This window comes from Lapillicoccus sp., assembly GCF_046595215.1.
GTDB lineage: Bacteria > Actinomycetota > Actinomycetes > Actinomycetales > Dermatophilaceae > Lapillicoccus.
On the sequence record NZ_JBKJPP010000164.1, the window covers coordinates 1 to 24,409 of the forward strand.

The 24,409-nt window shown below is 72.0% G+C and carries 23 protein-coding genes and 1 pseudogene; 11 read left to right on the forward strand and 13 right to left on the reverse strand.

Going from position 1 to position 24,409, the window contains the following annotated elements; all coding sequences use genetic code 11:
- Both acs and ACLL9L_RS14525 read left to right on the forward strand, forming a co-directional pair.
- On the forward strand, positions 1-1,573 hold a 1,573-nt coding region (gene acs, locus ACLL9L_RS14520; RefSeq protein WP_411285374.1), incomplete at its 5' end, for an acetate--CoA ligase.
- Between the two features lie 40 nt (positions 1,574-1,613).
- Positions 1,614-2,234: pseudogene (locus tag ACLL9L_RS14525) on the forward strand (alpha/beta fold hydrolase); the annotation flags it as partial.
- Here ACLL9L_RS14525 and ACLL9L_RS14530 read toward each other — a convergent pair.
- Positions 2,159-3,085, reverse strand: coding sequence for a glycerophosphodiester phosphodiesterase (locus ACLL9L_RS14530; RefSeq protein WP_411285375.1), 927 nt, complete (start codon positions 3,083-3,085; stop codon positions 2,159-2,161). The pseudogene ACLL9L_RS14525 and the gene ACLL9L_RS14530 overlap by 76 nt on opposite strands.
- A gap of 288 nt (positions 3,086-3,373) precedes the next feature.
- Here ACLL9L_RS14530 and nhaA point away from each other — a divergent pair, with 288 nt between their 5' ends.
- The 3 genes from nhaA (at position 3,374) to ACLL9L_RS14545 (ending at position 6,249) form a co-directional block, all read left to right on the forward strand.
- Positions 3,374-4,744 carry a Na+/H+ antiporter NhaA gene (gene nhaA, locus ACLL9L_RS14535; protein ID WP_411285376.1) on the forward strand — a complete coding sequence of 457 codons (1,371 nt, stop codon included), beginning with the start codon at positions 3,374-3,376 and terminating at the stop codon, positions 4,742-4,744.
- 70 nt (positions 4,745-4,814) lie between these two features.
- On the forward strand, positions 4,815-5,294 hold the full coding sequence (locus tag ACLL9L_RS14540) for a phage holin family protein (RefSeq protein WP_411285377.1): 480 nt from the start codon (positions 4,815-4,817) through the stop codon (positions 5,292-5,294).
- A 40-nt stretch (positions 5,295-5,334) separates the two neighbouring features.
- Positions 5,335-6,249: an alpha/beta fold hydrolase gene (locus ACLL9L_RS14545; RefSeq protein ID WP_411285378.1), complete on the forward strand. Its 915-nt coding sequence runs from the start codon at positions 5,335-5,337 to the stop codon at positions 6,247-6,249.
- Positions 6,250-6,293: 44 nt separating this feature from the next.
- Here the strand turns inward: ACLL9L_RS14545 and ACLL9L_RS14550 are convergent, their stop codons facing one another.
- Genes ACLL9L_RS14550 through nth form a run of 3 tightly spaced genes read right to left on the reverse strand, consistent with a single transcriptional unit; the run spans position 6,294 to position 8,943 of the window.
- Positions 6,294-7,502, reverse strand: a complete 1,209-nt coding sequence (locus tag ACLL9L_RS14550) for a MarP family serine protease (RefSeq protein WP_411285379.1) — start codon at positions 7,500-7,502, stop codon at positions 6,294-6,296.
- The gene (locus ACLL9L_RS14555) at positions 7,499-8,218 is read right to left on the reverse strand and encodes an NUDIX hydrolase (RefSeq protein ID WP_411285380.1); all 720 of its coding nucleotides are present in this window, start codon (positions 8,216-8,218) and stop codon (positions 7,499-7,501) included. The genes ACLL9L_RS14550 and ACLL9L_RS14555 overlap by 4 nt, the downstream gene beginning before the upstream one ends.
- On the reverse strand, positions 8,215-8,943 hold the full coding sequence (gene nth / locus ACLL9L_RS14560) for an endonuclease III (protein WP_411285381.1): 729 nt from the start codon (positions 8,941-8,943) through the stop codon (positions 8,215-8,217). The genes ACLL9L_RS14555 and nth overlap by 4 nt, the downstream gene beginning before the upstream one ends.
- Before the next feature lie 60 nt (positions 8,944-9,003).
- On the opposite strand from nth, the gene ACLL9L_RS14565 reads away from it, so the two are divergent.
- On the forward strand, positions 9,004-9,681 hold the full coding sequence (locus tag ACLL9L_RS14565) for a Crp/Fnr family transcriptional regulator (protein WP_411285382.1): 678 nt from the start codon (positions 9,004-9,006) through the stop codon (positions 9,679-9,681).
- Positions 9,682-9,710: 29 nt separating this feature from the next.
- Here the strand turns inward: ACLL9L_RS14565 and ACLL9L_RS14570 are convergent, their stop codons facing one another.
- From ACLL9L_RS14570 to ACLL9L_RS14600, 7 genes are read right to left on the reverse strand one after another with little or no spacing between them, the layout of a single operon-like run.
- A complete protein-coding gene (locus tag ACLL9L_RS14570; protein WP_411285383.1) occupies positions 9,711-11,792 on the reverse strand; it encodes a vWA domain-containing protein in 2,082 nt (693 codons plus the stop codon).
- Positions 11,793-11,796: 4 nt separating this feature from the next.
- Positions 11,797-13,200: a sigma 54-interacting transcriptional regulator gene (locus ACLL9L_RS14575; RefSeq protein WP_411285384.1), complete on the reverse strand. Its 1,404-nt coding sequence runs from the start codon at positions 13,198-13,200 to the stop codon at positions 11,797-11,799.
- 45 nt (positions 13,201-13,245) lie between these two features.
- Complete coding sequence (locus ACLL9L_RS14580; RefSeq protein WP_411285385.1) at positions 13,246-14,118, reverse strand: MBL fold metallo-hydrolase; 873 nt, start codon at positions 14,116-14,118, stop codon at positions 13,246-13,248.
- Positions 14,115-14,957: an NUDIX hydrolase gene (locus ACLL9L_RS14585; RefSeq protein ID WP_411285386.1), complete on the reverse strand. Its 843-nt coding sequence runs from the start codon at positions 14,955-14,957 to the stop codon at positions 14,115-14,117. Before ACLL9L_RS14585 ends, ACLL9L_RS14580 begins: the two co-directional genes overlap by 4 nt.
- Before the next feature lie 10 nt (positions 14,958-14,967).
- Positions 14,968-15,846, reverse strand: a complete 879-nt coding sequence (locus ACLL9L_RS14590; protein WP_411285387.1) for an NUDIX hydrolase — start codon at positions 15,844-15,846, stop codon at positions 14,968-14,970.
- A gap of 2 nt (positions 15,847-15,848) precedes the next feature.
- On the reverse strand, positions 15,849-16,325 hold the full coding sequence (locus tag ACLL9L_RS14595; RefSeq protein ID WP_411285388.1) for a RidA family protein: 477 nt from the start codon (positions 16,323-16,325) through the stop codon (positions 15,849-15,851).
- A 1-nt stretch (position 16,326) separates the two neighbouring features.
- Positions 16,327-16,482: a hypothetical protein gene (locus ACLL9L_RS14600; RefSeq protein WP_411285389.1), complete on the reverse strand. Its 156-nt coding sequence runs from the start codon at positions 16,480-16,482 to the stop codon at positions 16,327-16,329.
- Positions 16,483-16,551: 69 nt separating this feature from the next.
- Between ACLL9L_RS14600 and ACLL9L_RS14605 the strand changes: the two genes are divergently transcribed.
- From ACLL9L_RS14605 to ACLL9L_RS14615, 3 genes are read left to right on the forward strand one after another with little or no spacing between them, the layout of a single operon-like run.
- Complete coding sequence (locus ACLL9L_RS14605; protein WP_411285390.1) at positions 16,552-17,340, forward strand: alpha/beta hydrolase family protein; 789 nt, start codon at positions 16,552-16,554, stop codon at positions 17,338-17,340.
- A 38-nt stretch (positions 17,341-17,378) separates the two neighbouring features.
- Entirely contained in the window at positions 17,379-18,398 is a 1,020-nt protein-coding gene (locus ACLL9L_RS14610; RefSeq protein WP_411285391.1) for an ArsA-related P-loop ATPase, read from the forward strand.
- Entirely contained in the window at positions 18,395-19,558 is a 1,164-nt protein-coding gene (locus ACLL9L_RS14615; protein ID WP_411285392.1) for an ArsA family ATPase, read from the forward strand. Before ACLL9L_RS14610 ends, ACLL9L_RS14615 begins: the two co-directional genes overlap by 4 nt.
- A gap of 18 nt (positions 19,559-19,576) precedes the next feature.
- Here the strand turns inward: ACLL9L_RS14615 and ACLL9L_RS14620 are convergent, their stop codons facing one another.
- On the reverse strand, positions 19,577-19,855 hold the full coding sequence (locus tag ACLL9L_RS14620) for a WhiB family transcriptional regulator (RefSeq protein ID WP_411285396.1): 279 nt from the start codon (positions 19,853-19,855) through the stop codon (positions 19,577-19,579).
- A gap of 315 nt (positions 19,856-20,170) precedes the next feature.
- Here ACLL9L_RS14620 and ACLL9L_RS14625 point away from each other — a divergent pair, with 315 nt between their 5' ends.
- Positions 20,171-22,786, forward strand: coding sequence for a transglycosylase domain-containing protein (locus ACLL9L_RS14625; protein WP_411285393.1), 2,616 nt, complete (start codon positions 20,171-20,173; stop codon positions 22,784-22,786).
- Between the two features lie 73 nt (positions 22,787-22,859).
- On the opposite strand, the gene ACLL9L_RS14630 is transcribed toward ACLL9L_RS14625, so the two are convergent.
- Entirely contained in the window at positions 22,860-23,321 is a 462-nt protein-coding gene (locus tag ACLL9L_RS14630) for a GatB/YqeY domain-containing protein (protein WP_411285394.1), read from the reverse strand.
- 92 nt (positions 23,322-23,413) lie between these two features.
- On the opposite strand from ACLL9L_RS14630, the gene ACLL9L_RS14635 reads away from it, so the two are divergent.
- Positions 23,414-24,346: a metallophosphoesterase gene (locus tag ACLL9L_RS14635; RefSeq protein WP_411285395.1), complete on the forward strand. Its 933-nt coding sequence runs from the start codon at positions 23,414-23,416 to the stop codon at positions 24,344-24,346.
- Positions 24,347-24,409: the final 63 nt, after the last annotated feature.

Below are 24,409 nucleotides of genomic sequence, written 5' to 3' on the forward strand. Positions count from 1 at the left end.
GGTAGCCGCCGTCCGAGGTCACGACGACCTTGGCCTGGCAGTCCTCGGCGCCCCGCACACGGTCGTCTTCGGTGGTTTCTCCTCCGACGCCCTCGCCTCCCGCCTCGAGGACTGCCAGGCCAAGGTCGTCGTGACCTCGGACGGCGGCTACCGACGCGGCTCGGCCTCCGCGCTGAAGCCGGCCGTCGACGAGGCCGTCGTGAAGGCTGCCGCCCTCGGCCACACCGTCGAGAAGGTCCTCGTCGTCAAGCGCACCGGGCAGGACCTCGGTGCGGACAGCTGGAACGACGAGATCGACGTGTGGTGGCACGAGTCCGTCGGCCAGGCCTCGACCGAGCACGCGTGCGAGTTCTTCGACGCCGAGCACCCGCTGTACGTCATGTACACGTCGGGCACGACCGGCAAGCCCAAGGGCATCCTGCACACGACCGGTGGCTACCTCACCGGCGCGGCGTACACGCACTGGGCGGTCTTCGACCTCAAGGCGGAGACCGACGTCTACTGGTGCACCGCCGACATCGGCTGGGTCACCGGGCACACCTACGTCGTCTACGGACCGCTCGCGCTCGGGGCGACCCAGGTCATGTACGAGGGCACGCCCGACACCCCCCACCAGGGCCGCTGGTGGGAGATCGTCGAGAAGTACAAGGTCTCGATCCTCTACACCGCCCCCACGGCGATCCGCACCTTCATGAAGTGGGGCGAGTCGATCCCCGCGAAGTTCGACCTGTCGTCGCTGCGGGTCCTCGGCTCGGTGGGCGAGTCGATCAACCCGGAGGCATGGATGTGGTATCGCCGGGTCATCGGCGCCGACCACTGCCCGATCGTCGACACGTGGTGGCAGACCGAGACGGGCGCCATCATGGTCAGCCCCCTGCCGGGGGTCACCGCGCTCAAGCCCGGCTCTGCCCAGCGCGCCATCCCCGGTATCAGCGTGGACGTCATCGACGACGAGGCCAGATCGGTGCCGGACGGCGGCGGCGGATATCTCGTCGTCGACAAGCCGTGGCCGGCCATGCTCCGCGGCATCTGGGGCGACCCGGACCGCTACCAGGAGACCTACTGGTCGCGCTTCGACAAGCTCTACTTCGCCGGCGACGGCGCCAAGAGGGACGAGGAGGGCAACGTCTGGCTCCTCGGCCGGGTGGACGACGTCATGAACGTCTCGGGCCACCGCCTGTCCACGACGGAGATCGAGTCGGCGCTGGTCTCGCACCCCAAGGTCGCCGAGGCAGCGGTCGTCGGGGCCAACGACGCGACAACCGGCCAGGCCGTCTGCGCCTTCGTCATCCTGCGCGGCGACGCGGTGGAGGAGGCGGACGAACCCGGCGAGGGCGAGAAGCTCGTCCAGGAGCTGCGCAACCACGTGGGCAAGGAGATCGGCCCGATCGCCAAGCCGCGCCAGATCATGATCGTCAAGGAGCTGCCCAAGACCCGCTCCGGCAAGATCATGCGCCGGCTGCTGCGCGACGTCGCCGAGAACCGGGAGGTGGGGGACGTGACGACGCTGGCCGACTCCACGGTCATGCAGCTGATCCGGTCAGGGTTGGACACCGGCAAGTCCGAGGACTGACCCACCGCTCGGGGTGGGCGCGGCTGGGTAGCCTCAGACCATGACGACATTCGTGCTCGTGCCCGGTGCGTGGCTCGGCGGGTTCGCGTGGGAGCGGGTGTGTGCCCTGCTGCTCGACGCCGGCCACCACGTGCGCCCGCTCACCCTCTCGGGTCTGGGTAACCTCTCCGACGCCACCGACGTCACCCTCCGGACGCACGTCGACGACATCGTCGCCGTCATGGAGGAGGCCGACCTGCACGACGTCGTCCTCGTGGGCCACAGCTGTGCGGGCATCCCGGTGGGGCTGGCAGCCCTCGAGGTCCGGGACCGGCTGCGGCACGTCGTCTACGTCGACTCCGTCGTCGCGCGGGACGGCCGCTCGTTCGCCGACGGGTTCGGCCCGGAGGGTCGGCGTGAGCTCGTGGAAGCCATCGCGGCGAACCAGGGCTGCTGGCCGCCGACGCTGACCCACGACGACTACCGGGCTCAGGGTCTGGGCCACGGCGACATCCACCTCATCCAGGACTGGAGCAAGCCGCACCCGGGGCGCACCCTGACCGACCCCGCGGAGCTGACCGGCGACCTGGCCGACCTGCCCTCGACCTATGTGAAGTGCCTGCTCGACGGGTCGGAGCCCACCGACGACGTCACGGCCCTGCTCGCCTCACCGCACTGGCAGCTCGTGGAGCTCGCGACGGGGCACTGGCCGATGTACTCCGCCCCCAACGAGCTCGCGCAGGTCCTGCTCGCCCTCGACTGAGCGTCGAGTGGAGCCCCCGGCACCCACTGGCCGCGGGCGATCAGCAGCTCACGCAGCAGGTCGGGCCGGTCGGTGATGACGCCGTCGACCCCGTCGTCGAGCAGCTGCCGCATCAGCGCCGTGTCGTCGACCGTCCAGACGACGACCCGCACGTCGATCGTGGCCGCGAGCTCGACAAGGCGGGACACGAAGACCGGCAGCCGGCCGAGCGAGACCGGCACGTGCGCAAAGCGCGCCGTGGCGATCTGTCTCGGTGGCCGCACCCCGAGGCGGGCCGCCACGAGGAGCGCCGTGAGCGAGCGCCAGCCCAGCGTGGTCGTGGCCCCCGGCACCTGGTCACGGACGGCCTCGAGCCAGCCGTCCCACGCGCCCGCGACACACACCCGCTCGGCCACCCCCGTCCTGCGGAGCACCCTCGCCAGGGGCTCGATCGCCGCGGCCTGCTTGAGATCCACCGTGAAGCACGCGTCGGGGAAGTGCTCGAGCGCCTCGACCAGGGTCGGCACCGGCTCTGTTCCCCGGACCCGCAGGGACCCCAGCTCGGCCAGCGTCAGCGACGCCACCCGCCCCGTCCCGGCGGTGACCCGGTCGACGGTGTCGTCGTGGAAGCAGACGACGTGCCCGTCCGAGGTGACGTGGACGTCGGACTCGAGGTAGCGCACCCCCAGGGCCGTCGACCGCTCGAAGGCCAGCAGGGTGTTCTCGGGAGCCAACCCGGCCCCGCCACGGTGGGCGATCGCCAGGGGTGCGGTCTGCATTCCGTATGCCACGTCACCACAGTGCCCCGAAGGCGACCCCAACGGGACCAGGACGGGCCCGGCAGCGTGCTGTTCACCCGAATCTTCGGGTCCGGCCACGCAGGCGCTGCCACCCGGCCACCTCGAGGGCCGGTGTGTCCGACGGCCACGGTCGGTCCAGGTCGGTCCAGGTCGCTCTCCCGCCATGTGGGAGCCGATATACTCGTGGCTCACGGTGTGCCGGGAAGACTGGTCGGCAAACGCTGTCCGGGCTGGGCCCGGTCGGCGCATCCCTCGACCCTCCACACCGAAAGGCCGCCGGTGACCGACCCGCCGCCCCAGCCCCCGTCCGGGTCCGCTCCCTCCCCGTCCTCTTCTCCCACCCCGATCCGTCGCCTTCTCGGGCGCGGCAGCTGGCCCGAGGCCCGTTACGTCGCCTCCGCCCTGCGCACCGAGACCGTCGGCGGCGCCCTGCTGCTTGCTGCCGCCGTGCTCGCGCTGGTGTGGGCCAACTCGCCCTTCTTCACGGCATACGAGTCGCTGCGGGACCTGCGGGTCGGCCCGCTGGCGCTGCATCTCAACCTCACCCTCGGGCAGTGGGCGGCCGACGGCCTGCTCGCCGTCTTCTTCCTCGTGGCCGGCATCGAGCTCAAGCGCGAGTTCGTCGCCGGGGACCTCTCCGACCGGGCCAAGGCGGCGCTGCCCATCGCGGCTGCTGCGTGCGGTGTGGCGGTGCCGGCGATCCTCTACGTCGTGGCGGCCCGCCTCGCAGGAGGCTCGGGCGACGTCCTGCGTGGCTGGGCCGTCCCGACCGCGACGGACATCGCGTTCGCGCTGGCCGTCCTCGCGGTGATCGGCACCCACCTGCCGTCGGCGCTGCGCTCGTTCCTGCTCACGCTGGCCGTCGTCGACGACCTGATCGCCATCACCATCATCGCGATCTTCTACACCTCCGGCCTCAACGTCCTCATGCTCGGCCTGGCTGTCATCCCGCTCGCGGCCTTCGCGTTCATGCTGCGGCGCCGGATCACCAACCCCTTTCTCCTGGCCATCCCGGCGCTGCTCGCGTGGGGCCTGGTGCACGCCTCCGGGATCCACGCGACGGTTGCTGGTGTCCTGCTCGGCCTCCTCGTCCCGGTGAGCAAGGCCCGCGAGGAGGACGCGAGCCACCACACGCTCGCCGAGCGGATGGAGCACCGGCTGCGGCCGTGGTCCGCGGGGATCGCCGTGCCCGTCTTCGCGTTCTTCGCTGCCGGCGTCCACGTCGGCGCCGGGGGGATCGGCAACAGCCTCAAGGACGCGGCCGCGATCGGGGTCGTCGTCGGCCTCGTCGTCGGCAAGACCGTCGGCATCTTCGGCGGCACCTGGCTCTTTGCCCGCTTCACCCGGGCCGAGCTGGACGAGGACCTCGCCTGGAGCGACGTCTTCGGGCTGTCCCTGCTGGCCGGGGTGGGCTTCACCGTCTCGCTGCTCATCGGCGAGCTGGCCTTCGGGCCGGGCTCGGAACGCGACGACCACGTGCGCCTCGCCGTGCTGGTCGGCTCGACCCTGGCCGCCCTCCTCGCCGCCGTTGTCCTGCGGACGCGCAACCGCCACTACCGGCGCATCCACGAGGACGAGGCTCGCGACGACGACGGCGACGGGATCCCCGACATCTACGGTCATCGGACGTCGACGCTAGGCTCGGGCTGACTCCGTCCGCGCGTCCATCGTCACGCGGGCCCGGCGATCCGCGCTGCACGCGCGGTGGGAGGAAACACTCATGGCGTTCGACAGCAAGAACGGCAGCGACCGCACGCTGGGCCAGCTCGTCGCCGAGGCGATGCAGGACGTGACCACCATCATCCGCAAGGAGATCCAGCTCGCCAAGGCCGAGATCGCGGGGTCGCTCGCCTTCGCCAAGAAGGGCCTGCCGCTGCTCCTGGTGGCCGGCGTGTTCGCCCTCTATGCGCTCGGCATGCTCCTCACCGCCGCCGCCTGGGGCCTGCAGGCCCTCGGCCTCGCGACCTGGGCCGCCTTCCTCATCGTCGGTGCGGTGCTGCTCGTCGTCGCCGCCGTCCTCGCCCTCGTCGGCAAGTCCGCCCTGGGCAAGATCAACCCCAGGCCCGAGCGGACGGTGGCCAGCGTCGAGGAGACCCTGACGGCGCTCCGGTCGGCCCAGGCCTCCGGCAAGGAGCACGCCAAGGCGGTGCCGGCGTCCAACAGCCAGGTGGCGCTCGTGGAGCACCCCCGACATCGCTGATCCGGGCCTCCGTGCCTCGAACCGACAGGCTTCGCCCGCGATGAGTCTCGACGCCGCGTCCGTGCTGATCGACGGTCCGTGGGAGCACCGGTTCGTCTCGGCCAACGGCGCGCGTTTCCACGTGGCCGAGCTCGGGGACGGCCCAATGGTGCTGCTCATGCACGGCTTCCCCCAGTTCTGGTATGCGTGGCGACACCAGATGAGCGCCATCGCCGACGCCGGCTGGCGCGCGGTCGCGATGGACCTGCGCGGCTACGGGGCGTCGGACAAGCCCCCCCGCGGCTACAGCACGTACACGTCCACCGCCGACGCGGCCACGGTCATCCGGTCCCTCGGCGAGGAGAGCGCGATCGTCCTCGGGCAGGGGCTCGGCGGCTTCGTCGCCTGGTCCATGCCGACCCTCCAGCCGGGGATCACCCGGGCGATCGGATCGCTGTCGATGCCGCACCCGCGGGTGATGCGCCGGGCCTCCTACCGCTCCACGAAGCAGCGCCGGGCCAACCGTTACGTCATGGAGCTGCAGCGGCCGTTCGCGCCCGAACGCGCCATGGCCCGGGACCATTCCTACGTCGAGCGGCTGCTGCGCGAGTGGAGCTCCCCCTACGGTGAGTACCCCTCGCCGGCGGACGTCACCCGGTATGCCGACGCCATGGCCCTGCCGTTCGTCGCCCACTCCGCCGCGGAACACTACCGATGGTTCGGGCGCAGCCAGATTCGTCAGGACGGCCCGCTCTTCAACCGCCGGATCAACGGGCAGATCGACCAACCGGTCCTGCACCTGCAGGGCACCGAGGACGGCTGTGTCGTCGCGGGCGCCACGGGCGGGTCGGCCCGGTATGTCAGCGGGGCCTACACCCACCAGCAGATCGAGGGCGCGGGCCACTTCCTCACCGAGGAGTCCCCCGAGCGGGTCACCGCGGCCATCGTCGACTGGCTCGACACCGTCGACACCTGAGGTGCGCAGGCCCCCGGTCCGACCCGGCACCGACGGCGCGGTGCTCAGCCGGTCGAGCAGGCGCCGGTCGAGACCGGCGTGCTCGCCCCGGCTGCCGCGTCGAGCACCGGCTGCGCCTCCTTGAGCGTCAGGGCATAGCCCGTCGAGTCGTCGTCGAGGGACTTGGCGAAGACGACGCCGACGACCTGCCCGCCCTCGGACAGCAGCGGGCCGCCACTGTTGCCCGGCTGGACGCGGGCATAGAGCGAGTAGATCTCCCGGGAGATGCCCGGCTGGCCGTAGATGTCCGAGCCGGTCGCCTCGATGGTGCGCCGCACGCGGGCCGGGTCGAGCTGGAACGGCCCGTCGAGCGGGAAGCCGGCCACGACCGCGCTCGCCCCTCGGGCCAGGGCGGCGCCCTCGGTCAGCGCGGGGGCGGCCAGGCCCGGCACCTCGAGGACGGCCAGGTCCCGCTGGGGATCGAAGAGGACGATGCTGGCGGGATAGGAGCGGCCGACCCCCTTGACCCTGACGTCAGCCTCGCCCATGCCGGCGACGACGTGGGCGTTCGTCACGATGCGCTCGGGCGAGACGACCCAGCCGCTGCCCTCCTGACCACGGTTGCACGACTCGGCCACCCCGGTGATCTTGACGATCGACGCCGCGGCCGTCGCGATGGCCGGGGTCGCCGACGCGCCCGGGTCGGGAGGGTCGACGGGCTGGATCGGCTCGGGTGAGAGCCCCTCGAAGACCCGCGGGACCCCGCTGCGGTCGAGGATCGTCCGGAACCCGGCGAAGAGCCGGCCGGTCTGGGGCGGGACCACGCGGTCGATGGTGCGCAGCACCTGCGACTCACCGATCGCCTTGGCCAGCGGAGCGGGGGCACCGCTGCGGACCGCGCCGGCGACGAACCAGATGAGGATGGACACGGCGGCGACGACCGCGACGGACCCGAGCAGCGAGTCGAGGTTGCGCAGCGGTTTGGCCTTGACCCGCGAGCGGGCGCGGTTGGCCACCGCCACGGTGATCCCCTGGCCCACGGAGGCCATCAGGAAGACCCCGAAGACGAGGGCGACGATCCGCAGCACCTCGTGGTCGGCGGCCCACCGCCAGTTCTGGAGCAGGGCCGGCAGGAGCCACATGCCCAGCGCCCCGCCCCCGAGGAACCCGACGAGGGACAGGGCGCTGACGAGCAGGCCCTGGCGGTAGCCGGTCACCGCGTAGGTGACCAGGAGCAGTCCTAGCAGGACGTCCAGGATGAGCGCGCCACTCACGAACGCCCTCCGAGGAAGCGCTGGGGCAGCGGCTCGGTCACGGACGCGTCCCACGGCTGCTCGAGGCCACCGAGCTCGAGGGCCTTGGTGACGATGCCGCCGGTGAACCCCCAGAGGAGGAGGTCGTCGGCAAGGCGGAAGGCGGGGCCGCGGTAGCCGGAGGGGTGGCTCACGGTATGCCGGGTGGCCGGGTCGATGAGGTAGTCCAGCGGGGCGAGCACGACCTGAGCGACCTCGGCCGGGTCGCCGACGGAGATCGGGGACGGCTCCCGCCACCAGCCCACGACCGTGGTCACGACGAAACCGCTCGGGGGCAGGAAGAGCGGCGGCAGGGACCCGAGCACCTCCACCCCTGACGGATCGAGGTTGACCTCCTCGCGGGCCTCGCGCAGCGCGGTGGCGACGACGTCGGCATCCTCCGCGTCCGCGGCGCCCCCGGGCAGGGCGACCTGACCCGGGTGGGAGCGCATGTCGTGGCTGCGCTCGATGAGCAGCACCGACTCAGCACCCTCGGGATCGGGGCCGAAGAGCAGGAGCACGGCAGACTCCCGACCCCCCTCGTCGGGCGGCACGAACCTGCTGAACCAGGACGCCTCAGTCGTGGCGGCCCGGGTCATCAGGGTGTCCAGCCACGCGGGATGGGCAGCGCCGCCCGGGGTCGCCCGCGGAGTGAGCGTTGCCCCCGGACCGGCAAGGGACGGCATACGGGCCGTCACGTCGCCTTCGCTCCCGGCGCCAGCTCATACCGCAGGAGCGCTGCGGCCTTCTCCGGGTCGGTCTCGCCGAGGCCGTGGCTCGGGCACAGCCGGGCGACCGGGCAGGCACCGCAGGCCGGCTTCTTGGCGTGGCAGGTGCGGCGGCCGTGGAAGATCAGGGTGTGGCTGAGCAGCGTCCAGTCCGATCTGGGGATGAGCGCCCCGATGGCGTGCTCGACCTTGACCGGGTCCTGCTCCGCGGTCCACCCGAAGCGGCGGGCCAGCCGCCCGACGTGGGTGTCGACGGTGATCCCGGGGATGCCGAAGGCGTCGCCCAGGACGACGTTGGCAGTCTTGCGTCCGACCCCGGGCAGCGTGACGAGATCCTGCAGCCGGCCGGGGACCTCGCCACCGAAGCGGTCCACCAGCTCGGCACCGAGCCTCATCAGCGACTCGGTCTTGGCGCGGAAGAACCCGGTGGACGCGACGATCGTCTCCATGTCGGTCCGGTCGGCCGCGGCGTAGCCGGCCGCGGTGGGGTATTTCGCGAAGAGTGTCGGCGTGACCATGTTGACCCGCACGTCGGTCGTCTGGGCGGACAGCACGGTCGCGACGAGGAGCTCGAGCGGCGTGGTGAAGTCGAGCTCGCAGTGCGCGGAGGGGTAGCGCTCGTGCAGGATCCGGTACATCTTCCGTGCCCGACGGGTCAGGGCGACCGGCGAGTCGCTGGCGGGGGCGGAAGGCATCTCCACAGACTAGGTGGCCTTGCTGAGGACTCCCGACCCGGTCGTGGCACACTGTCCGACGTGGATCACGACGTAGTGCGCCGGGCGCCGCTGTTCTCTGCACTCGATGACGAGGCCGGGAGGGCTCTGCTCTCGGAGATGGGCACGACCCGCATGGAGCGTGGCGACATCCTCTTTCGCGAGGGTGATCCCGGGGACCGGCTCTATGTCATCGGCGAGGGCAAGATCAAGCTCGGGCGGACCAGCCCGGACGGCCGCGAGAACCTCGTGGCGATCCTCGGGCCGGGCGAGATGTTCGGCGAGCTCAGCCTCTTCGACCCGGGCCCGCGGACCATGACCGCGACCGCCGTCGCCGAGACCCAGCTCATGGCCCTGGGCAACGAGTCGCTCACCGGGCTGCTGACCGGCCGGCCGGAGGTCTCCAAGACCCTCCTGGCGGCGCTGGCGCAGCGGCTTCGCCGCACCAACGAGCACCTTGCCGACCTCGTCTTCACCGACGTGCCCGGCCGCGTCGCCAAGGCGCTGCTCGACCTGGCGGAGCGGTTCGGTCGCCCGGTCGAGGAGGGCGTCATGGTCAGCCACGACCTGACCCAGGAGGAGCTCGCCCAGCTCGTCGGCGCCTCCCGCGAGACGGTCAACAAGGCGCTGGCCGACTTCGTCACGCGGGGGTGGATCAAGCTCGAGGCGCGGGCCGTGCTGATCATGGACGTGGAGCGGCTCCAGCGCCGCGCCCGCTGACCTGGCCCCAACCGGTTAGCCGCAGGCCCTCAGGCGGAGCGGCGCCGACCACGCCGGGCGCGCAGGTAGTCGGCGACGACGAACTCCCCCAGCTGGCCCAGCTCCGGGGTGAAGACGCGGCCACCGTTGCGTCGTGCCACCGAGTCGACGAACCGCGCCAGCCCCGGGTCGTCGCCGAGCAGGAAGAAGTTGAGCGCGACGCCGTATCGGGTCATCACGTCGACCTCGCCCACGGTGGCCCGCACGGTCGCCGGTGTTGCCGGCCAGTCGAAGGTCGGCATCCCGTCCTCCTCGAGGTGCGCGGTCGGCTCACCGTCGGTGACGACGAGCACGACCGGCTCGGCGTCCGGGTGCCGTCGCAGGTGGTGCCCGGCGAGGATCAGGGCATGGTGCAGGTTGGTCCCCTGGATCCACTCCGGCTCGACCTCGGCGAGCTGCATCGCCGTCAACGGCCGCGCGACCCGGTTGAACCCGATGATCTGCAGCGCATCCTGGCGGAACCGGGTCGAGACGAGGTGCGCGAGCGCGAGCGCGGTCTGCTTCATCGGCCCCCACCGGTCCTCCTGGATCATCGAGAAGGACAGGTCGACGCAGAGGGCCACGGCCGCCCCGGTGCGCCTTGTCGTCTCCGCGACGGCGAAGTCCTCGAGGTCCAGCGTGAGCGCAGGACGCCGAGCCGCCCCGGTATGCCGGGCAGCCGGGTCCGCGTCGCCGCCACCACCGCGCGGGGTCGAGGTCGTCGCCGTGCGCAGGACCGCGTTCTGCACGGTCCGGACCGCGTCGATGGGTCGTTCGTCGCCGAAGCGCCACGGCAGGAAGGCGCCGGTGCGCTCCTCCGCGGCGCCCGAGGCCGGGTCCTGGTGGCTGCCCGCGGCGGCGGCGTCGAGGTGCCTGAAGATCCGTTTCAGTGCCGTCTCCCCCAGCCGCCGCAACGCCTTCGGGGTGAGGGCCAGGCCGTCCTGTCCCGACTGGACGTAGCCCTGCCGCTCGAGCTCGGCCGTGAGGTCGCGCAAGGCCGCGAGGTCACGCACCGACGCCGCCGGGAGCTGGCGCTCGAGGGCCTCGACGTCCACGTCGTCGAGCGTCGCGCCCGGATATCCTTGGGACAGCTGCTGTTCCAGCGCCTCGAGGTCGGCGAGGTCAGCGACGGCACCCACCGCGTCGGAGAAGCCGAGCGACTGCGACCCGTCGATGTCAGCGCGTTGCCGGCCGCGGAACATCCCCGGGCGCAGCGCCCGGAGGTTGTCGCCGAGCTGGCTCATCTCGCTCTCGAGACCCACGTCCTGCATGGCCTGGGCCATCAGCTGGGCGAGCTCGTCACGCTGCTGGGAGGACAGGGAGCTCATCATCCGCTGGGCCGCCGCCTGCCGCCGGGCCAGCGCGTCGATCAGCTCGTCGACGGTGGCGGGCTGCTCGGGGAAGAACTCACCGTGCTTGTCCATGAACTGCCCGAAGGCCTCGCTCGTGTCCTCGCCCCTGGCGTGCGAGGCGAGCAGCGCGTTGAGGTCGGCCATCATCTCGCGCACGGCCTCCATCGCCGCGGGGTCCTGCCCGCTGAGCGCCTGCTTCATCCCGGCGAACTGCGCGTCGAGCACGTCCTCGCGCAGCATCCTCAGCACGTTGGCGTAGTGCTCCTGACCCTCGGCGCTGGCCCACTGGTAGTCGGCCAGCTCACGCACCGCTCCGGCCGTCTCCCCCGGCAGGGCGTCGAGCGTCATCTCCGCCAGCCTGGCCTCGTCGCCCTCGCGGCCGGCGAGGAACTCACGCTCCGCGTCGAGGGCGCGGTCGAGCTCCTCGCGGACCTGGCTCATGGTGCCGGCGAGGTCGCCCCGGCGTTCGACCTCACGCCGACGGCGGGCCACCTCCCGCCGCAGCGCGTCGAGCCCCGACCGGTCGCCCAGACCGCGGCGCATCAGCCGCTCGAGTGCGTCTCGAAGGCTCGACCCGGACAGGACGTCCTTGCCGATCTCGTCCATCGCGGCACGCACGTCGAACGGCGGGGCCAGCGGGTCCGCGCCGCCGTCCCAGGACCCGTAGCGGTAGCGACCGCCCCGGTGCCCGCCGCCGCGCTGCCCGCCGCCACCGTGGCCGCCCGACCCTGACCCGGCCATCTGCTCAGCTCCCGTAGATCGTCTGGCCGTCGGCCTCGACCTTGGACAGGCGCCGGGTGAGGTGGAGGCCCTCGAGCACGAACTCGACTGCGGCAGCGACCTGCCCGGGAGACACCGACTCCTCGTCGACGCCGACGCGGTCGAGGACGTGGGCCAGACCGGGGATCGTGCCGAGCTGCTCGAGCAGGGTCGCCGCCGGCACGAGGTCGCCGGTCTCGACGGTCGAGCCGTCCTCGAAGTGGGCGGTGAAGCCCAAGAGGTCGCTCCCGCCCACCCGGTCGCGGAACGTCGCGGCCGTGGCGAGCCGCAGCAGGTGCCCGACGACCTCGACCTCGCGACCCTCCTCGCCCATCTCGAACTCGACCTTGCCGCGCAGGGACGGCAGCACGTCGGCGAGGTCGCCGATCCGGGCCACCGGGTCGTCCTCCCCGGTCAGGGCGGCGCGGCGCAGGGCGCTGGCTGCCGTGCCCTCGGCCGCGGCGATGGCGAACCGCGCCGAGACGCCCGAGCGCTGGTCGACCGAGGACGATCCCCGCAGCTCCATCACGAGCCTGGCGATGACCTCGAGGACGTGCGCGGGCACGGCCGCGACGAGGTGAGCCTCCTGGGTGATCAGGGCCACCTCCTCGTCGACGTCGTCGAGGTAGTGGGTGCGCACCTCGGCCCCGAAGCGGTCCTTCAGCGGGGTGATGATCCGCCCACGGTTGGTGTAGTCCTCCGGGTTCGCCGACGCGACGACCAACACGTCGAGGGGCAGCCGCACGGCATACCCGCGCACTTGGATGTCGCGCTCCTCGAGGACGTTGAACAGCGCGACCTGGATGCGCTCGGCGAGGTCGGGCAGCTCGTTCAGCGCGAAGACCCCGCGGTTCGCGCGTGGCAGCAGCCCGTAGTGGATGGTCTCCGGGTCGCCGAGGGTGCGCCCCTCGGCAACCTTCGTCGGGTCGACGTCGCCGACGAGGTCACCGACGCTCGTGTCGGGGGTGGCGAGCTTCTCCGTGTAGCGGTCGTCCCGGTGGCGCCACCCGATGGCGACGTCGTCGCCGTCGCTGGCCACGAGGGCGCGGCAGCGCGAGCAGATCGGCTCAAAGGGGTCGTCGTGGATCTCGCAGCCCGCGACGACGGGCGACCACTCGTCGAGCAGGCCCACGACGGTGCGCATCAGGCGGGTCTTGCCCTGGCCGCGCTCACCGAGCAGGACGAAGTCATGCCCGGCCAGCAGTGCCCGCTGGACGTCCGGCAGCACGGTGTCGTCGAATCCGACGATGCCGGGGAAGGGGTTGCGCCCCGACCTCAGCGCGGCGACGAGGTTGTCTCTGATCTCGGCCTTGACGCTGCGGGCACGATGACCACTGTCGCGCAGCTGACCGATGGTGGCGGGTTCTGGATGGCGGGAGGTGTCGACCACCACCTGACGATACGTCGCGATCCGCGGATCCCCAACGGGGGGGCCTCAGTCGGTGGGCACTCGGTCGGTGGGGCCTCGGTCGGTGGGCCGCCGGTGCGCCAGGTAGTCCAGCTGGGCGCGGACGCTCAGCTCCGCGGCCGGCCACACCTCACGGGGCACCTCGGCATAAACAGCCTCGACGACGGCCTTCGGGTCGCTCGCGCCGCCCGCGACGGCGGCGCGCACCTGCTCGAGGCGTTCGGCCCGGTGCTGGCGGTAGTGCCGCACGACGGCGGCCGCCTCCGGCAGCTGCGGCCCGTGGCCGGGCAGGATGCGCAGCACCGCGCCCGAGCCGGTGAGGGTCTCGATCCGCTCGAGGGAGTCGAGGTATGCCGCGAGCTCGCCGTCGGGCCACGCGACCATCGTCGTGCCCCGGCCGAGGATGGTGTCCCCCGTGAGCAGCGCGTTGTCGGCGGCGAGGAGGAACGAGAGCGAGTCGCTGGTGTGCCCGGGGGTCTGGACCACGGCGACCTCGAGGCCGCCGACGGTGAGGACCTGCCCGTCCTGCAGGTCGTCGTGGCCGTGCCTGTCGTGCTGGCCGGGCTGGCCGTTCGTGCCTTTGCGGAGGGCACGCACCGGGGCGCGGGTCAGCTCGGCGAACCGGCCCGCGGACTGGGCGTGGTCGGCATGGCCGTGGGTGAGCAGGGTCAGCGCGACGTGCGCCCCCAGCTCCTCGACGGTGTCGAGGACGGCACGCAGGTGGGGCTCGTCGAGGGGTCCGGGGTCGATGACGACAGCCTCGGTGGAACCGGGTTCGAGCAGCACCCACGTGTTGGTGCCGTCGAGGGTCATCGGCCCGGGGTTCGGGGCGAGGACGCAGCGGGCCCGGGTGGTGACGGCGCCCGACCCCCAGGGCGCTCCGTCGGCGGCCGCGGTCATGACGCCCCGTCGACAGTGACGCGCAGGACGACGGTGCCGTCGTCGGCTCGCTCGAGCGTCGGCTCGATGGTGCGAATGACCGGGGTGTGGTCGAAGAAGGCGTCGGCCGTCGCGAACCTCGCGGCGTCCTCGACACAGATGAGGGCCGTCGGGGTGAGGACGATCTCCCCGGCTTCGTGGTCCGCGAGGATCGAGGCGGGGCTGGACCACCCGGCGGCCTCGGGGTCGCGGGTCGAGACGACGGCGGTCTGGCTCGGCGGCATCCTGGCGACGAACACCCTGATGTCGTAGCGCTTGGGCTCGAACTCCGGCGTGATCCAGTGGGCGTGCGCCCGCAGCAGGTCGGAGCGCAACACGAGGTGGTGCTGGATGAGCAGCTGGCACAGGGCGAGCTCACGGCTGACGAGCCCCTCACGGGCGAGCCGCCACTGCTCCCCGTCGACGTCCGAGAGTGGTCCGTCGGGACGGTCGCTCGCGAGCAGGACACCGCACTCCTCGAAGACCTCGCGGACCGCGCCGACCACCAGCACCCGGGCGCCGTGCGGGTCCGTCCCGAGCCGGTTCCCCCACTCGAGGGCGCTCGGCCCGGCCCACGGCAGGGCCTCGTCACCGTCGCGGCCGTCGACGCCGCCCCCGGGGAAGATCGCCCTGGCCGGCGAGCGGTCCATCAGCGAGACCTGCTTGAGGATGAAGAGCTCCAGGCCGTCGTGACCGTCCCGGACGAGCATGACGATCGACGCCGGCCGGAGCCGCTGCGGGTCGCGGTCGCCTCGATCCCGGTGGCGTTCGAGGCGAGCACGCAGGGCGGGTGAGCTGCCGGTCGGGAAGTCTCGGATCACGGTCCCGAGCCTATCGACAACCCCGCCGGCCTCCCCCGGATCGGGTCACCGGGGACGGCACGCGCTCAGGGAGGTCGACGCTCATCACGGCCTGGCCAGCACGCTCGAGCAGGTCGGGCTTGATCACCGACGACGAACCCGTCGACGCCACGAAGGACGCCGCCGACATCGCGCCGGCCACGTCCTCGACCGAGACGATGGTCGGCGGGAGCATCAGCACTGCGCCGGCACGGTGCTTGGCCAGCAGCACGTTCGGCACGGTCCACTCGGCGACGTCCGCCTCGGACGTGCCGTCGTCCGGGATCTGCCCGCTCGGCAGCAGGGCCGCGAAGAACCACGTGTCATAGCGCTTCGGCTCGAACTCGGGTGTGAGCCAGTGGGCCCGCACCGACAGCAGGTCCGAGCGCAGCACCAGCCCCCGGCGGATCAGCAGCTGCGACAGCGACTGCTGGCGGTCGAGCAGCGCCACGCGCTCCCGGTCCCACTCCGGATCGCGCAGGTCGGCGACGACGGTGTCGCTCGAGGGACCGGCCAGCAGGACCCCGCACTCCTCGAAGACCTCGCGGACGGCGGCGCTGACCAGGGCCCGGGCCATCCCCTCGTCGCAGCCGAGCGCCTGCGCCCACTCCTGCGGCGACGGTCCGGCCCAGGGCAGGTCGGGCTCGTCGTCCCTCGGGTCGACCCCGCCCCCGGGGAAGACCCACATCCGTGGCGCGAACGCCATCGTCGCGACCCGTCGCAGCATGAACACCTCGACGCCCTCCACCCCGTCGCGCACGAGCATGACGGTGGCCGCGGACCGGGGCTGCGCGACGTCGGCGACCTCGCCGGACAGCCACGCCCTGGCGCGCTCCCCGAGGGGTCCGACGGTGAACTCCCGGCGCGACAACGTCAGTCGCGGACGGCGACGATGATCTCGACCTCGACAGGGGCGTCGAGGGGCAGCGCGGCGACGCCCACGGCCGAGCGCGCGTGGACACCTGCGTCGCCGAAGGCAGCGCCGAGCAGCTCGCTGGCGCCGTTGATGACCCCCGGCTGACCCGTGAACGCCGGGTCGCACGCCACGAACCCGACGACCTTCACGACGCGGGTCACCTTGTCGAGGTCGCCGATGACGCTCTTGACCGCGGCGATCGCGTTCAGGGCGCAGGTCCGGGCGAGCGCCTTGGCGTCCTCGGCCGAGACGCCGATGTCCCCGGCAGCACCGACCTTGCCGGTCTGCAGGAGCGCCCCCGACACCATGGGCAGCTGACCTGAGGTGAAGACGAGATCGCCCTGGCGCAGCGCAGGGACGTAGGACCCGACCGGCGCGACCAGGTCGGGGACCTCGAGCCCGAGCTGCCTCAGCCGCTCCTCCACCTCGCCCACGTCAGGCCTTCGCTCGCTTGAGGTAGGCCACGAGGCCGCTGCCGTCGGGGCCGGTGAGGACCTGGACGAGCTCCCAGCCGTCCTCCCCCCACTGGTCGAGGATCTGCTTGGTGACGTGCACGATGAGCGGCACGGTCGCGTATTCCCACTTGGTCATCCTCCGAGCCTACCGGGGGCCGGCGCCGCCATCCGCGCTGCCGGAGGGGGCGCTGCCATGATGAGGGTCATGAGCCCGTCACCGGCCGCCGACCTCACCCCGGCCGGCGAGGCCCCGCCGCCGGCGCGGACCACGGCATACGGCTCGGACCCGGCGCAGGTCTACGACGTCCGTCTCCCCACGACGACGCCCTCCGGCACGACGGTCGTCATCGTCCACGGCGGCTTCTGGCGGCAGGAGTACGACCGCGCCCACGCCGCCGCCCAGGCGCAGGCCTTCGCCGACGCGGGTCACCACGTCGCGGTGGTGGAATACCGCCGGACCGGTATGCCGGGCGGCGGCTGGCCGGGGACCTTCACCGACGTCGCGGCGGCGATCGCGGCCGTGCGCGCGGACGCGACCCTGCCCGCGCGCTGCGTCCTGGTCGGCCACTCGGCGGGCGGGCACCTCGTCGCGCTGGCCGCCGGACAGCCCTGGGCCCACGGCCTCGCGGGCGTCGTCAGCCTGGCCGGGTGCGTCGACCTGGCCCTCTGCGGGCAGCTGGGCCTCGGCAGCGGCGCCGTCCAGGCCTTCCTCGGGGGCGAGCCCACCGGCGGCGCCACGGGCCCCTTCGCCGACGCCGACCCGGCCCTGCACACCCCTGCGGTGCCGCTCGTGCTCGTGCACGGCGACCGGGACGACACGGTGCCCCCGGTGATCTCGCAGACCTACCTGGAGGCGCTGGGCGACTCCCGCGAGCAGCATGCGGAGGTGGCGCTGCGCGGCATACCGGGGGCCGGGCACTTCGCGCTGATCGACCCGCAGGACGCGGCGTTCGCGGTGGTGCTCGACATCGTGTCGGACCTCTCACGGCACTGAGCCCAACCGGCCCAGGGTGAGGAACTAGGGTGCGACGCATGCCTGAGACCGCGCACGGAGCCTCCTCGCGGGAGGGGGTGCGGCTGCACATCGTCACCGGCAAGGGCGGCACCGGCAAGACGACCGTCGCCGCCGCGCTCGCCCTGGCTTTGGCCGCCGGCGGCAAGCGGGTGCTGCTCGTCGAGGTCGAGGGCCGCCAGGGGATCAGCCAGACCTTCGACGTCGCGCCACTGGCCACGACCGAGGCCCACGTGGCCAACTCCGCCGGGGGCGGCGAGGTCGTCGGCCTCTCGGTCGACGCCAAGGCCGCACTGCTGGAGTATCTCCAGATCTTCTACAAGCTCGGCCGCGCCGGCGCGGTCCTCGAGAAGTTCGGGGCCATCGACTTCGCCACGACCATCGCGCCCGGGGTGCGTGACGTGCTGCTCATCGGCAAGGTCTACGAGGCCAACCGCCGCACCGGCCGCCGAGGGCGGGGGGCCAGGGACAGGCCGGTCTTCGACGCCATCGTCCTCGATGCCCCACCGACCGGCCGCGTCGTGCGCTTCCTGTCCGTCAACTCCGAGGTCGCCGGCCTGGCCAAGGTGGGGCCGATCCGCTCCCAGGCCGACTCGATCACCACGATGCTCATGGCGCCGCAGACCGTCGTCCACGTCGTCACGCTCCTCGAGGACATGCCGGTGCAGGAGACCGTCGACGCGATCCGCGATCTTGCCGCGGCGGGCTTCCGGATCGGCGGGGTCGTCATCAACCAGGTGCGCGAGCCGCTCCTGGGCGCGCGCCAGCTCGCGGCTGCGGCCAAGGGGTCCATCGACCGTGGGGCAGTCGCGGCCGGCCTGCGCGCGGTCGGGCTCAAGACCAGTGACGGGGTCCTGGACGGCCTGGCCGACGAGGCCCGCGACCATGCGATGCGCGTGGCCCTGGAGCGCGAGCAGCTCCAGGTCATCGACGCCCTGGACCGGCCGACCTACCGCCTGCCGTCCCTGCCTGAGGGGGTCGACTCGAACGCCGTCCACGAGCTCGCTGACCTGCTCACCGACCAGGGGATGGTCCCGTGAGCGCCGCACAGAGCTCTCGGGCCCGGGCCCCGAGGTTGGACATCGACACGCTCCTCGCCGACCGGGGCACCCGCATCATCGTCTGCTGCGGAGCGGGCGGGGTGGGCAAGACGACGACCGCCGCCGCCCTCGGCCTGCGCGCGGCCGAACAGGGCCGTCACGTCGTCGTCCTCACCATCGACCCGGCCCGCCGCCTGGCCCAGTCCCTCGGCCTGAGCGAGCTCGACAACACGCCGCGACCCGTCGACGGCATCGACCTGTCCACCGGGGGCTCCCTCGACGCGATGATGCTGGACATGAAGCGGACGTTCGACGACGTCGTCCTGTCCCACTCCACGCCCGAGAAGGCCGAGCAGATCCTCGCCAACCCCTTCTACCAGGCGGTGTCCAGCTCGTTCGCCGGCACCCAGGAATACATGGCGATGGAAAAGCTCGGCCAGCTCCGTGCGGAGGCCGACAACGACGGCACGTGGGACCTCATCGTCGTGGACACCCCGCCCTCGCGCTCGGCGCTGGACTTCCTCGACGCCCCGAAGCGGCTCGGGTCCTTCCTCGACGGGCGGTTCATCCGGCTGCTCCTGGCGCCGGCCAAGGTCGGGGGCAGGGCCTATCTCAAAGTCTTCAACGCCGGTGTCCACCTCGTCTCCTCGACGTTGTCGAAGGTCCTCGGCGGGGACATGCTCCGCGACGTGCAGACCTTCGTCGGGGCGCTCGACACGATGTTCGGCGGCTTTCGCGAGCGGGCCGACCTCACCTATGCCCTGCTCAAGCAGGACAGCACGGCCTTCGTCGTCGTGGCCGCACCGGAGCGCGACGCCCTGCGCGAAGCCTCGTTCTTCGTCGACCGCCTCGAGCAGGACGGTATGCCGCTCAGCGGGCTGGTCATCAACCGCGTCCAGCAGGTCTCGGCGCCGGGCCTGAGTGCGTCCCGCGCCCGGGCTGCGGCCGAGCAGCGAGCCGAGGAGGGTGACGACCTGACGGCGGGGCTGTTGCAGCTGCACGCCACGGTGACCGAGACGGCCGACCGTCAGCACCACCTCGCGGGGCGATTCACGGCAGGGCACGCCTCGACCCCGGTCATTGAGGTGCCTGCGTTGGCTCAGGACGTCCATGACGTCGAGGGCCTGCGGGAGGTCGGCGCGGCGCTCGCCGGACGCTGACCCGGGTCCGCCAGGTGCTCAGGAGACCTTGGACGCAGAGACCCGGGCGGCCTGGAAGAGGTTGCGCCACGAGGTGACCCGGGGGTGGCGACGCAACATGGCGCGACGCTCCCGCTCGGTCATACCACCCCACACCCCGAACTCGGTGCGGTTGTCGAGTGCGTCGGCGAGGCACTCGGCGATGACCGGACAGCGCTGGCAGATGGTCTTGGCATCCTGCTGGGCAGCGCCCCGGACGAAGAGGGCGTCGGGGTCGCTCTGCACGCAGCTGCCGAGGGGGGCCCAGTCGATGCGCAGACCCGCGTCGGCCGGGCGTCCCGCAGAATCCTGCCGGCTCGATGCAGCACTGCCCGTGCTCGCGTTCATGGTCGTGATCGTCACGATTGGTTCCTCATTTCCCCTGTGTCCTGACGGGGCCGTGCGCGTCCACCTTCGGCAGACGTCCTCGGAATGTTCCCCAAAGTGACCATACGAACTGTCGACGTGGGGGACCATGCCCCACATGGGTGGTTTGTGGTAGCGAAGTGACTAGTCCCCCGCCGGGCCGGAGCGTGACCGAGCCGAGTCCTCGCGCTCCCCGAGCGACCGATCCGACCGGGTTACTGTTGCCCCATGCATGCCGGACGCACGACGAACATCGCCAGCATCATCAGCCTGCTGGGCGCCTTCCTGGCCGCGGCCGTGGTCATGGGGCTGCTCACGGCAGGTCTGGTCATGCCAGCGGTCGGCGCGGCCGGCGCCGTGACCCGGTCCGGGGTGGACGTCTTCGACGCCCTCCCGAGCGCGTTCACCGCCTCGGTGCTGTCGCAGCAGTCGCGGATCCTCGACTCCGCCGGCAACGAGCTCGCGACGCCCTACGAGGAGAACCGCGTCATCGTCCCGCTCGCCAGCGTGGCCCCGATCATGCGCACGGCGCAGGTCGCCATCGAGGACAGCCGCTTCTACGAGCACGGCGGCATCGACGTGCGCGGCGTCGTGCGCGCCATGGTCTCCAACGCGGCCGGAACGTCCACCCAGGGCGGGTCGACGCTGACCCAGCAGTACGTCAAGCAGACGCTGCAGGCCACCGCGATCAAGGCCGGTGACACCACCGCCGCCCAGGCGGCCGTCGCCCGCTCGGGCCTGGCGGGCCTGACCCGCAAGCTCCAGGAGCTGAAGTACTCGATCCAGCTCGAGAAGACCATGTCGAAGGACCAGATCCTCCAGGGCTACTTCAACCTCGTCTACTACGGGGACCAGGCCTACGGCGTCGAGGCCGCCTCGCGGCACTACTTCGGGGGCAAGAGCGCCAAGGACCTCACCCTCCCCGAGGCGGCCCTGATCGCCGGACTCGCCCAGAACCCCGGCACCTCGGACCCCGTGCACTTCCCGGAGCGCGCCCAGGCACGGCGCAACGTCGTCCTCGACCGGATGTCCGAGCTGGGGCTCATTGCGCAGCCTGACTACCTGGCCGCAAAGGCGGTCCCGATCGCGAGCATGATCAAGGTCCCCCCGACCCAGAGCTCCTGCGCCAAGGCTGGCGACAACGCCTACTTCTGCGACTACGTGCTGCGCTACCTGTTGACCGACCCCTCCCTCAACGCCGCCCTCGGGGCGACCCAGGAAGAGCGCAAGAAGAACATCTACGGCGGGGGGCTGACCATCGTCACTACCCTCGACGCCAACGCGGCGCAGGTGGCGCGTGAGGAGATCGCCAAGCGGGTCCCCAACGTCAACGACGCGGAGATCGGCGCGGCCGCCGTGGTGATCGACCCCAAGAATGGCGCCGTCAAGGCGATGGCCCAGAACACCAAGTACAACAACACCGCAGTCGCCCCCGGTGAGACCAGCATCAACTGGGCGGTGGACACCAAGTACGGCGGCTCGCTCGGCTTCCAGTTCGGCTCGACGGAGAAGGCCTTCGCCCTCGTCACCGCCCTGGAGCAGGGGATGTCGATCAACTCCACGGTGGATGCCAAGGCCGGGGGGCCGGACCTGCAGGCGACCTACACCAGCGCGGAGTTCCCCGGCGACTGCGGGCTGGGCAAGTCGACCTGGAAGGTCAAGAACGACGGCGACACCAAGGCCGGGCCCATCTCGCTCGTCAAGGCCACGGCTGACTCCGTCAACACGGCCTTCGTCCAGCTCGTGTCCCAGCTCGGAGCCTGCAACGTCCGGGCGACCGAGACCCGGATGGGCCTGCGCCAGGCAGACGGCAAGGAGATCAAGCCCTATCCAGCGGCGATTACCCTCGGCACCGACAACGTCTCACCGATGACCGTCGCCAGCGCCTACGGCAGCCTCGCCAACGACGGGATCCGCTGCACCCCGGTCCCGATCGTCAGCATCACCGGTCCCGACCAGAAGGCGCTGCCGGCTCCGGCGCCGGGGCAGGGCAACTGCGCCAAAGTCGTGGAGCCGGAGGTGGCCCACGGGGTCGCCAACATCATGAGCAACGTCCTCACCGTGGGCACTGCGCGCAAGAGCGCGCTCGATGGTGGTCGCCCGGCTGCGGGCAAGACCGGCACCTCGGACCGCAACAACGAGACGTGGTTCGTCGGCTACACCCCGCAGCTGACGACCGCCGTGTGGGTCGGGACGCCGAACGACAAGAGCAACAGCCAGACCCTCGACAACGTGACGCTGGCGGGCCAGTTCTATGACGTCGTCCACGGGTCGAGCGTGGCCGCCCCGACGTGGAAGGGGATCATGGACCGGCTGCTCGCCTCGTCGCCGGTCATCCCCTTCCCGCCAGTGGTCGACCAGATCGTGACCAGCGACCTGATTGCAGTGTCCGACGTCGTCGGACAGTCAGTCGCTGACGCGACCGCGAGCCTGGAGGCGCAGGGCTTCACGGTCACGGTGGGGCGCCGGTCCTCCTCGAACTACCGGCAGGGGACCGTCTCGGGCACGGACCCCGGTGGCCTGGCCAGCCGCGGCTCGACCGTCCAGTTGATCGTCTCCACGGGGCCGGCGCCGGTCCAGCGCCAGCCGGTCCAGCCGGTCCAGCCGACGAGACCGGCGCAGACGGCCAGACCCGCGAGACCGGTCCCTTCGGCTCCAACACCGGTCCCGGTCCCTGCTCCGGCTCCTGCCCCTGCTCCGGCTCCTGCCCCTGCTCCGGCTCCTGCCCCTGCTCCGGCTCCTGCCCCTGCTCCGGCTCCTGCCCCGGCCCCTGCACCGCCGCCGGCGGTGCAGCCGCCACCTGCGGCGCCCGTCGCTCCGGGTCCCGCGCCGGCAACCCCGTAACGCCCGCCCACCGCACGACCTGACCCCCCGTGACCGGCGGGCGGCGCGGATCCTCGACTGCCCCGCTGTCGTCTCAGGGCGAGGTCAGGGCCTTCTTCACCAGGGCTGCCACTCGCCCGCCGTCGGCCCGACCTGCCACGAGCGGCTGGACAGCCTTCATGACCAAGCCGATCTGCGGCATACCCGTCGCTTCGGTCTCGGCAACAGCCTGCGCCACCAGCGCCGCGAGCGCGGCGTCGTCGAGCTGGGTCGGCAGGTAGCCCTCGAGAATCGCGAGCTCCGCTTCCTCCTTGGCCGCAAGCTCCGGCCGTGCCGCGTCCACGTATGCCGTGGCTGCCTCCTTGCGCTTCTTGGCCTCCTTGGCCACCACCTTGAGGACGTCGTCGTCGGTCAGCTCGCGGGCGACCTTGCCGGAGACCTCCTCGGTGGTGACCGCGGCGAGCGCCATCCGCAGGGTCGCCGACCGCACCGCGTCGCGGCTGCGGATCGACTCGGTGAGATCGGACTGGAGGGTCGCCTTCAGGGTGCTGCTCATGCAGAGGAGTCTCTCAGGTGGGGGCAACCCGATTGTCGGGGCCGGTCGGGGCCAGCGGGCGGGGTGGCTCCAGGACCTGAAAGGATGGACTGATGCACGCCCTCACTCGCACCGGCCTAGCCGTGGCTGCCGCCGGTCTCGGGGGTCTGGGATACGCGTCCCTGATCGAGCGCAACGCCTTCGTCCTGCGGCGACGAAGTGTCCCGGTCCTGCCCCGGGGACACCGACCGCTGAGGGTCCTGCACCTCAGCGACCTGCACCTTGTGCCGGCGCAGCGTCGCAAGTCCGCCTGGGTGCGCTCGTTGGCCGGGCTGCGGCCGGATCTCGTCATCAACACCGGTGACAACCTGGCGCACTCCGAGGCCGTCGCGGTCACGATCGAGACCTTCGCGCCACTGTTCGACGTGCCGGGCGTCTTCGTCCTCGGGTCGAACGACTACTTCGCGCCCCGGCTGAAGAACCCAGCGCGCTACCTGACGGAACGGTCGCGGAAGGGCACAGGGGAGTCAGCTCGGCTGCCCACCGAAGACCTTGTCCAGGGGCTGCGCGAGGGGGGCTGGGTCGACCTGACCAACACCCGGGCCCACGTGGCCGTCGCAGGTGCTGAGATCGAGTTCGTCGGGGTGGACGACCCGCACCTCAACTACGACCGCTACGCCCTCGTCGCGGGGGCGTCCGACCCGGCGGCGCTCCTGACCATCGGCGTGACCCACGCGCCCTACCAACGGATCCTCGACGCCATGACGTCCGACGGTGCCTCCCTCGTCGTCGCGGGTCACACCCACGGGGGGCAGTTGTGCCTCCCCGGGTACGGCGCGCTGGTGACGAACTGCGACCTCGACCCCGGACGGGTCAAGGGGGTGTCGCGCTGGTGGCCGGGGGCGGGTGCGGACCTGTCGGCTCCGGTGCCGTCCGACGCAGCCTGGCTCGAGGTGTCGGCCGGTCTGGGGACTTCGCCCTACGCGCCCGTGCGGTTCGCGTGCCGGCCCGAGGCGACCCTGTTGACCCTGGAGCCGGTGGCCTGACGGTTGGCGCCCGGCGGAGCCCGACCTCCGGGGGGGGAATCGGGCCGTGTGCGCGCTCCTTCA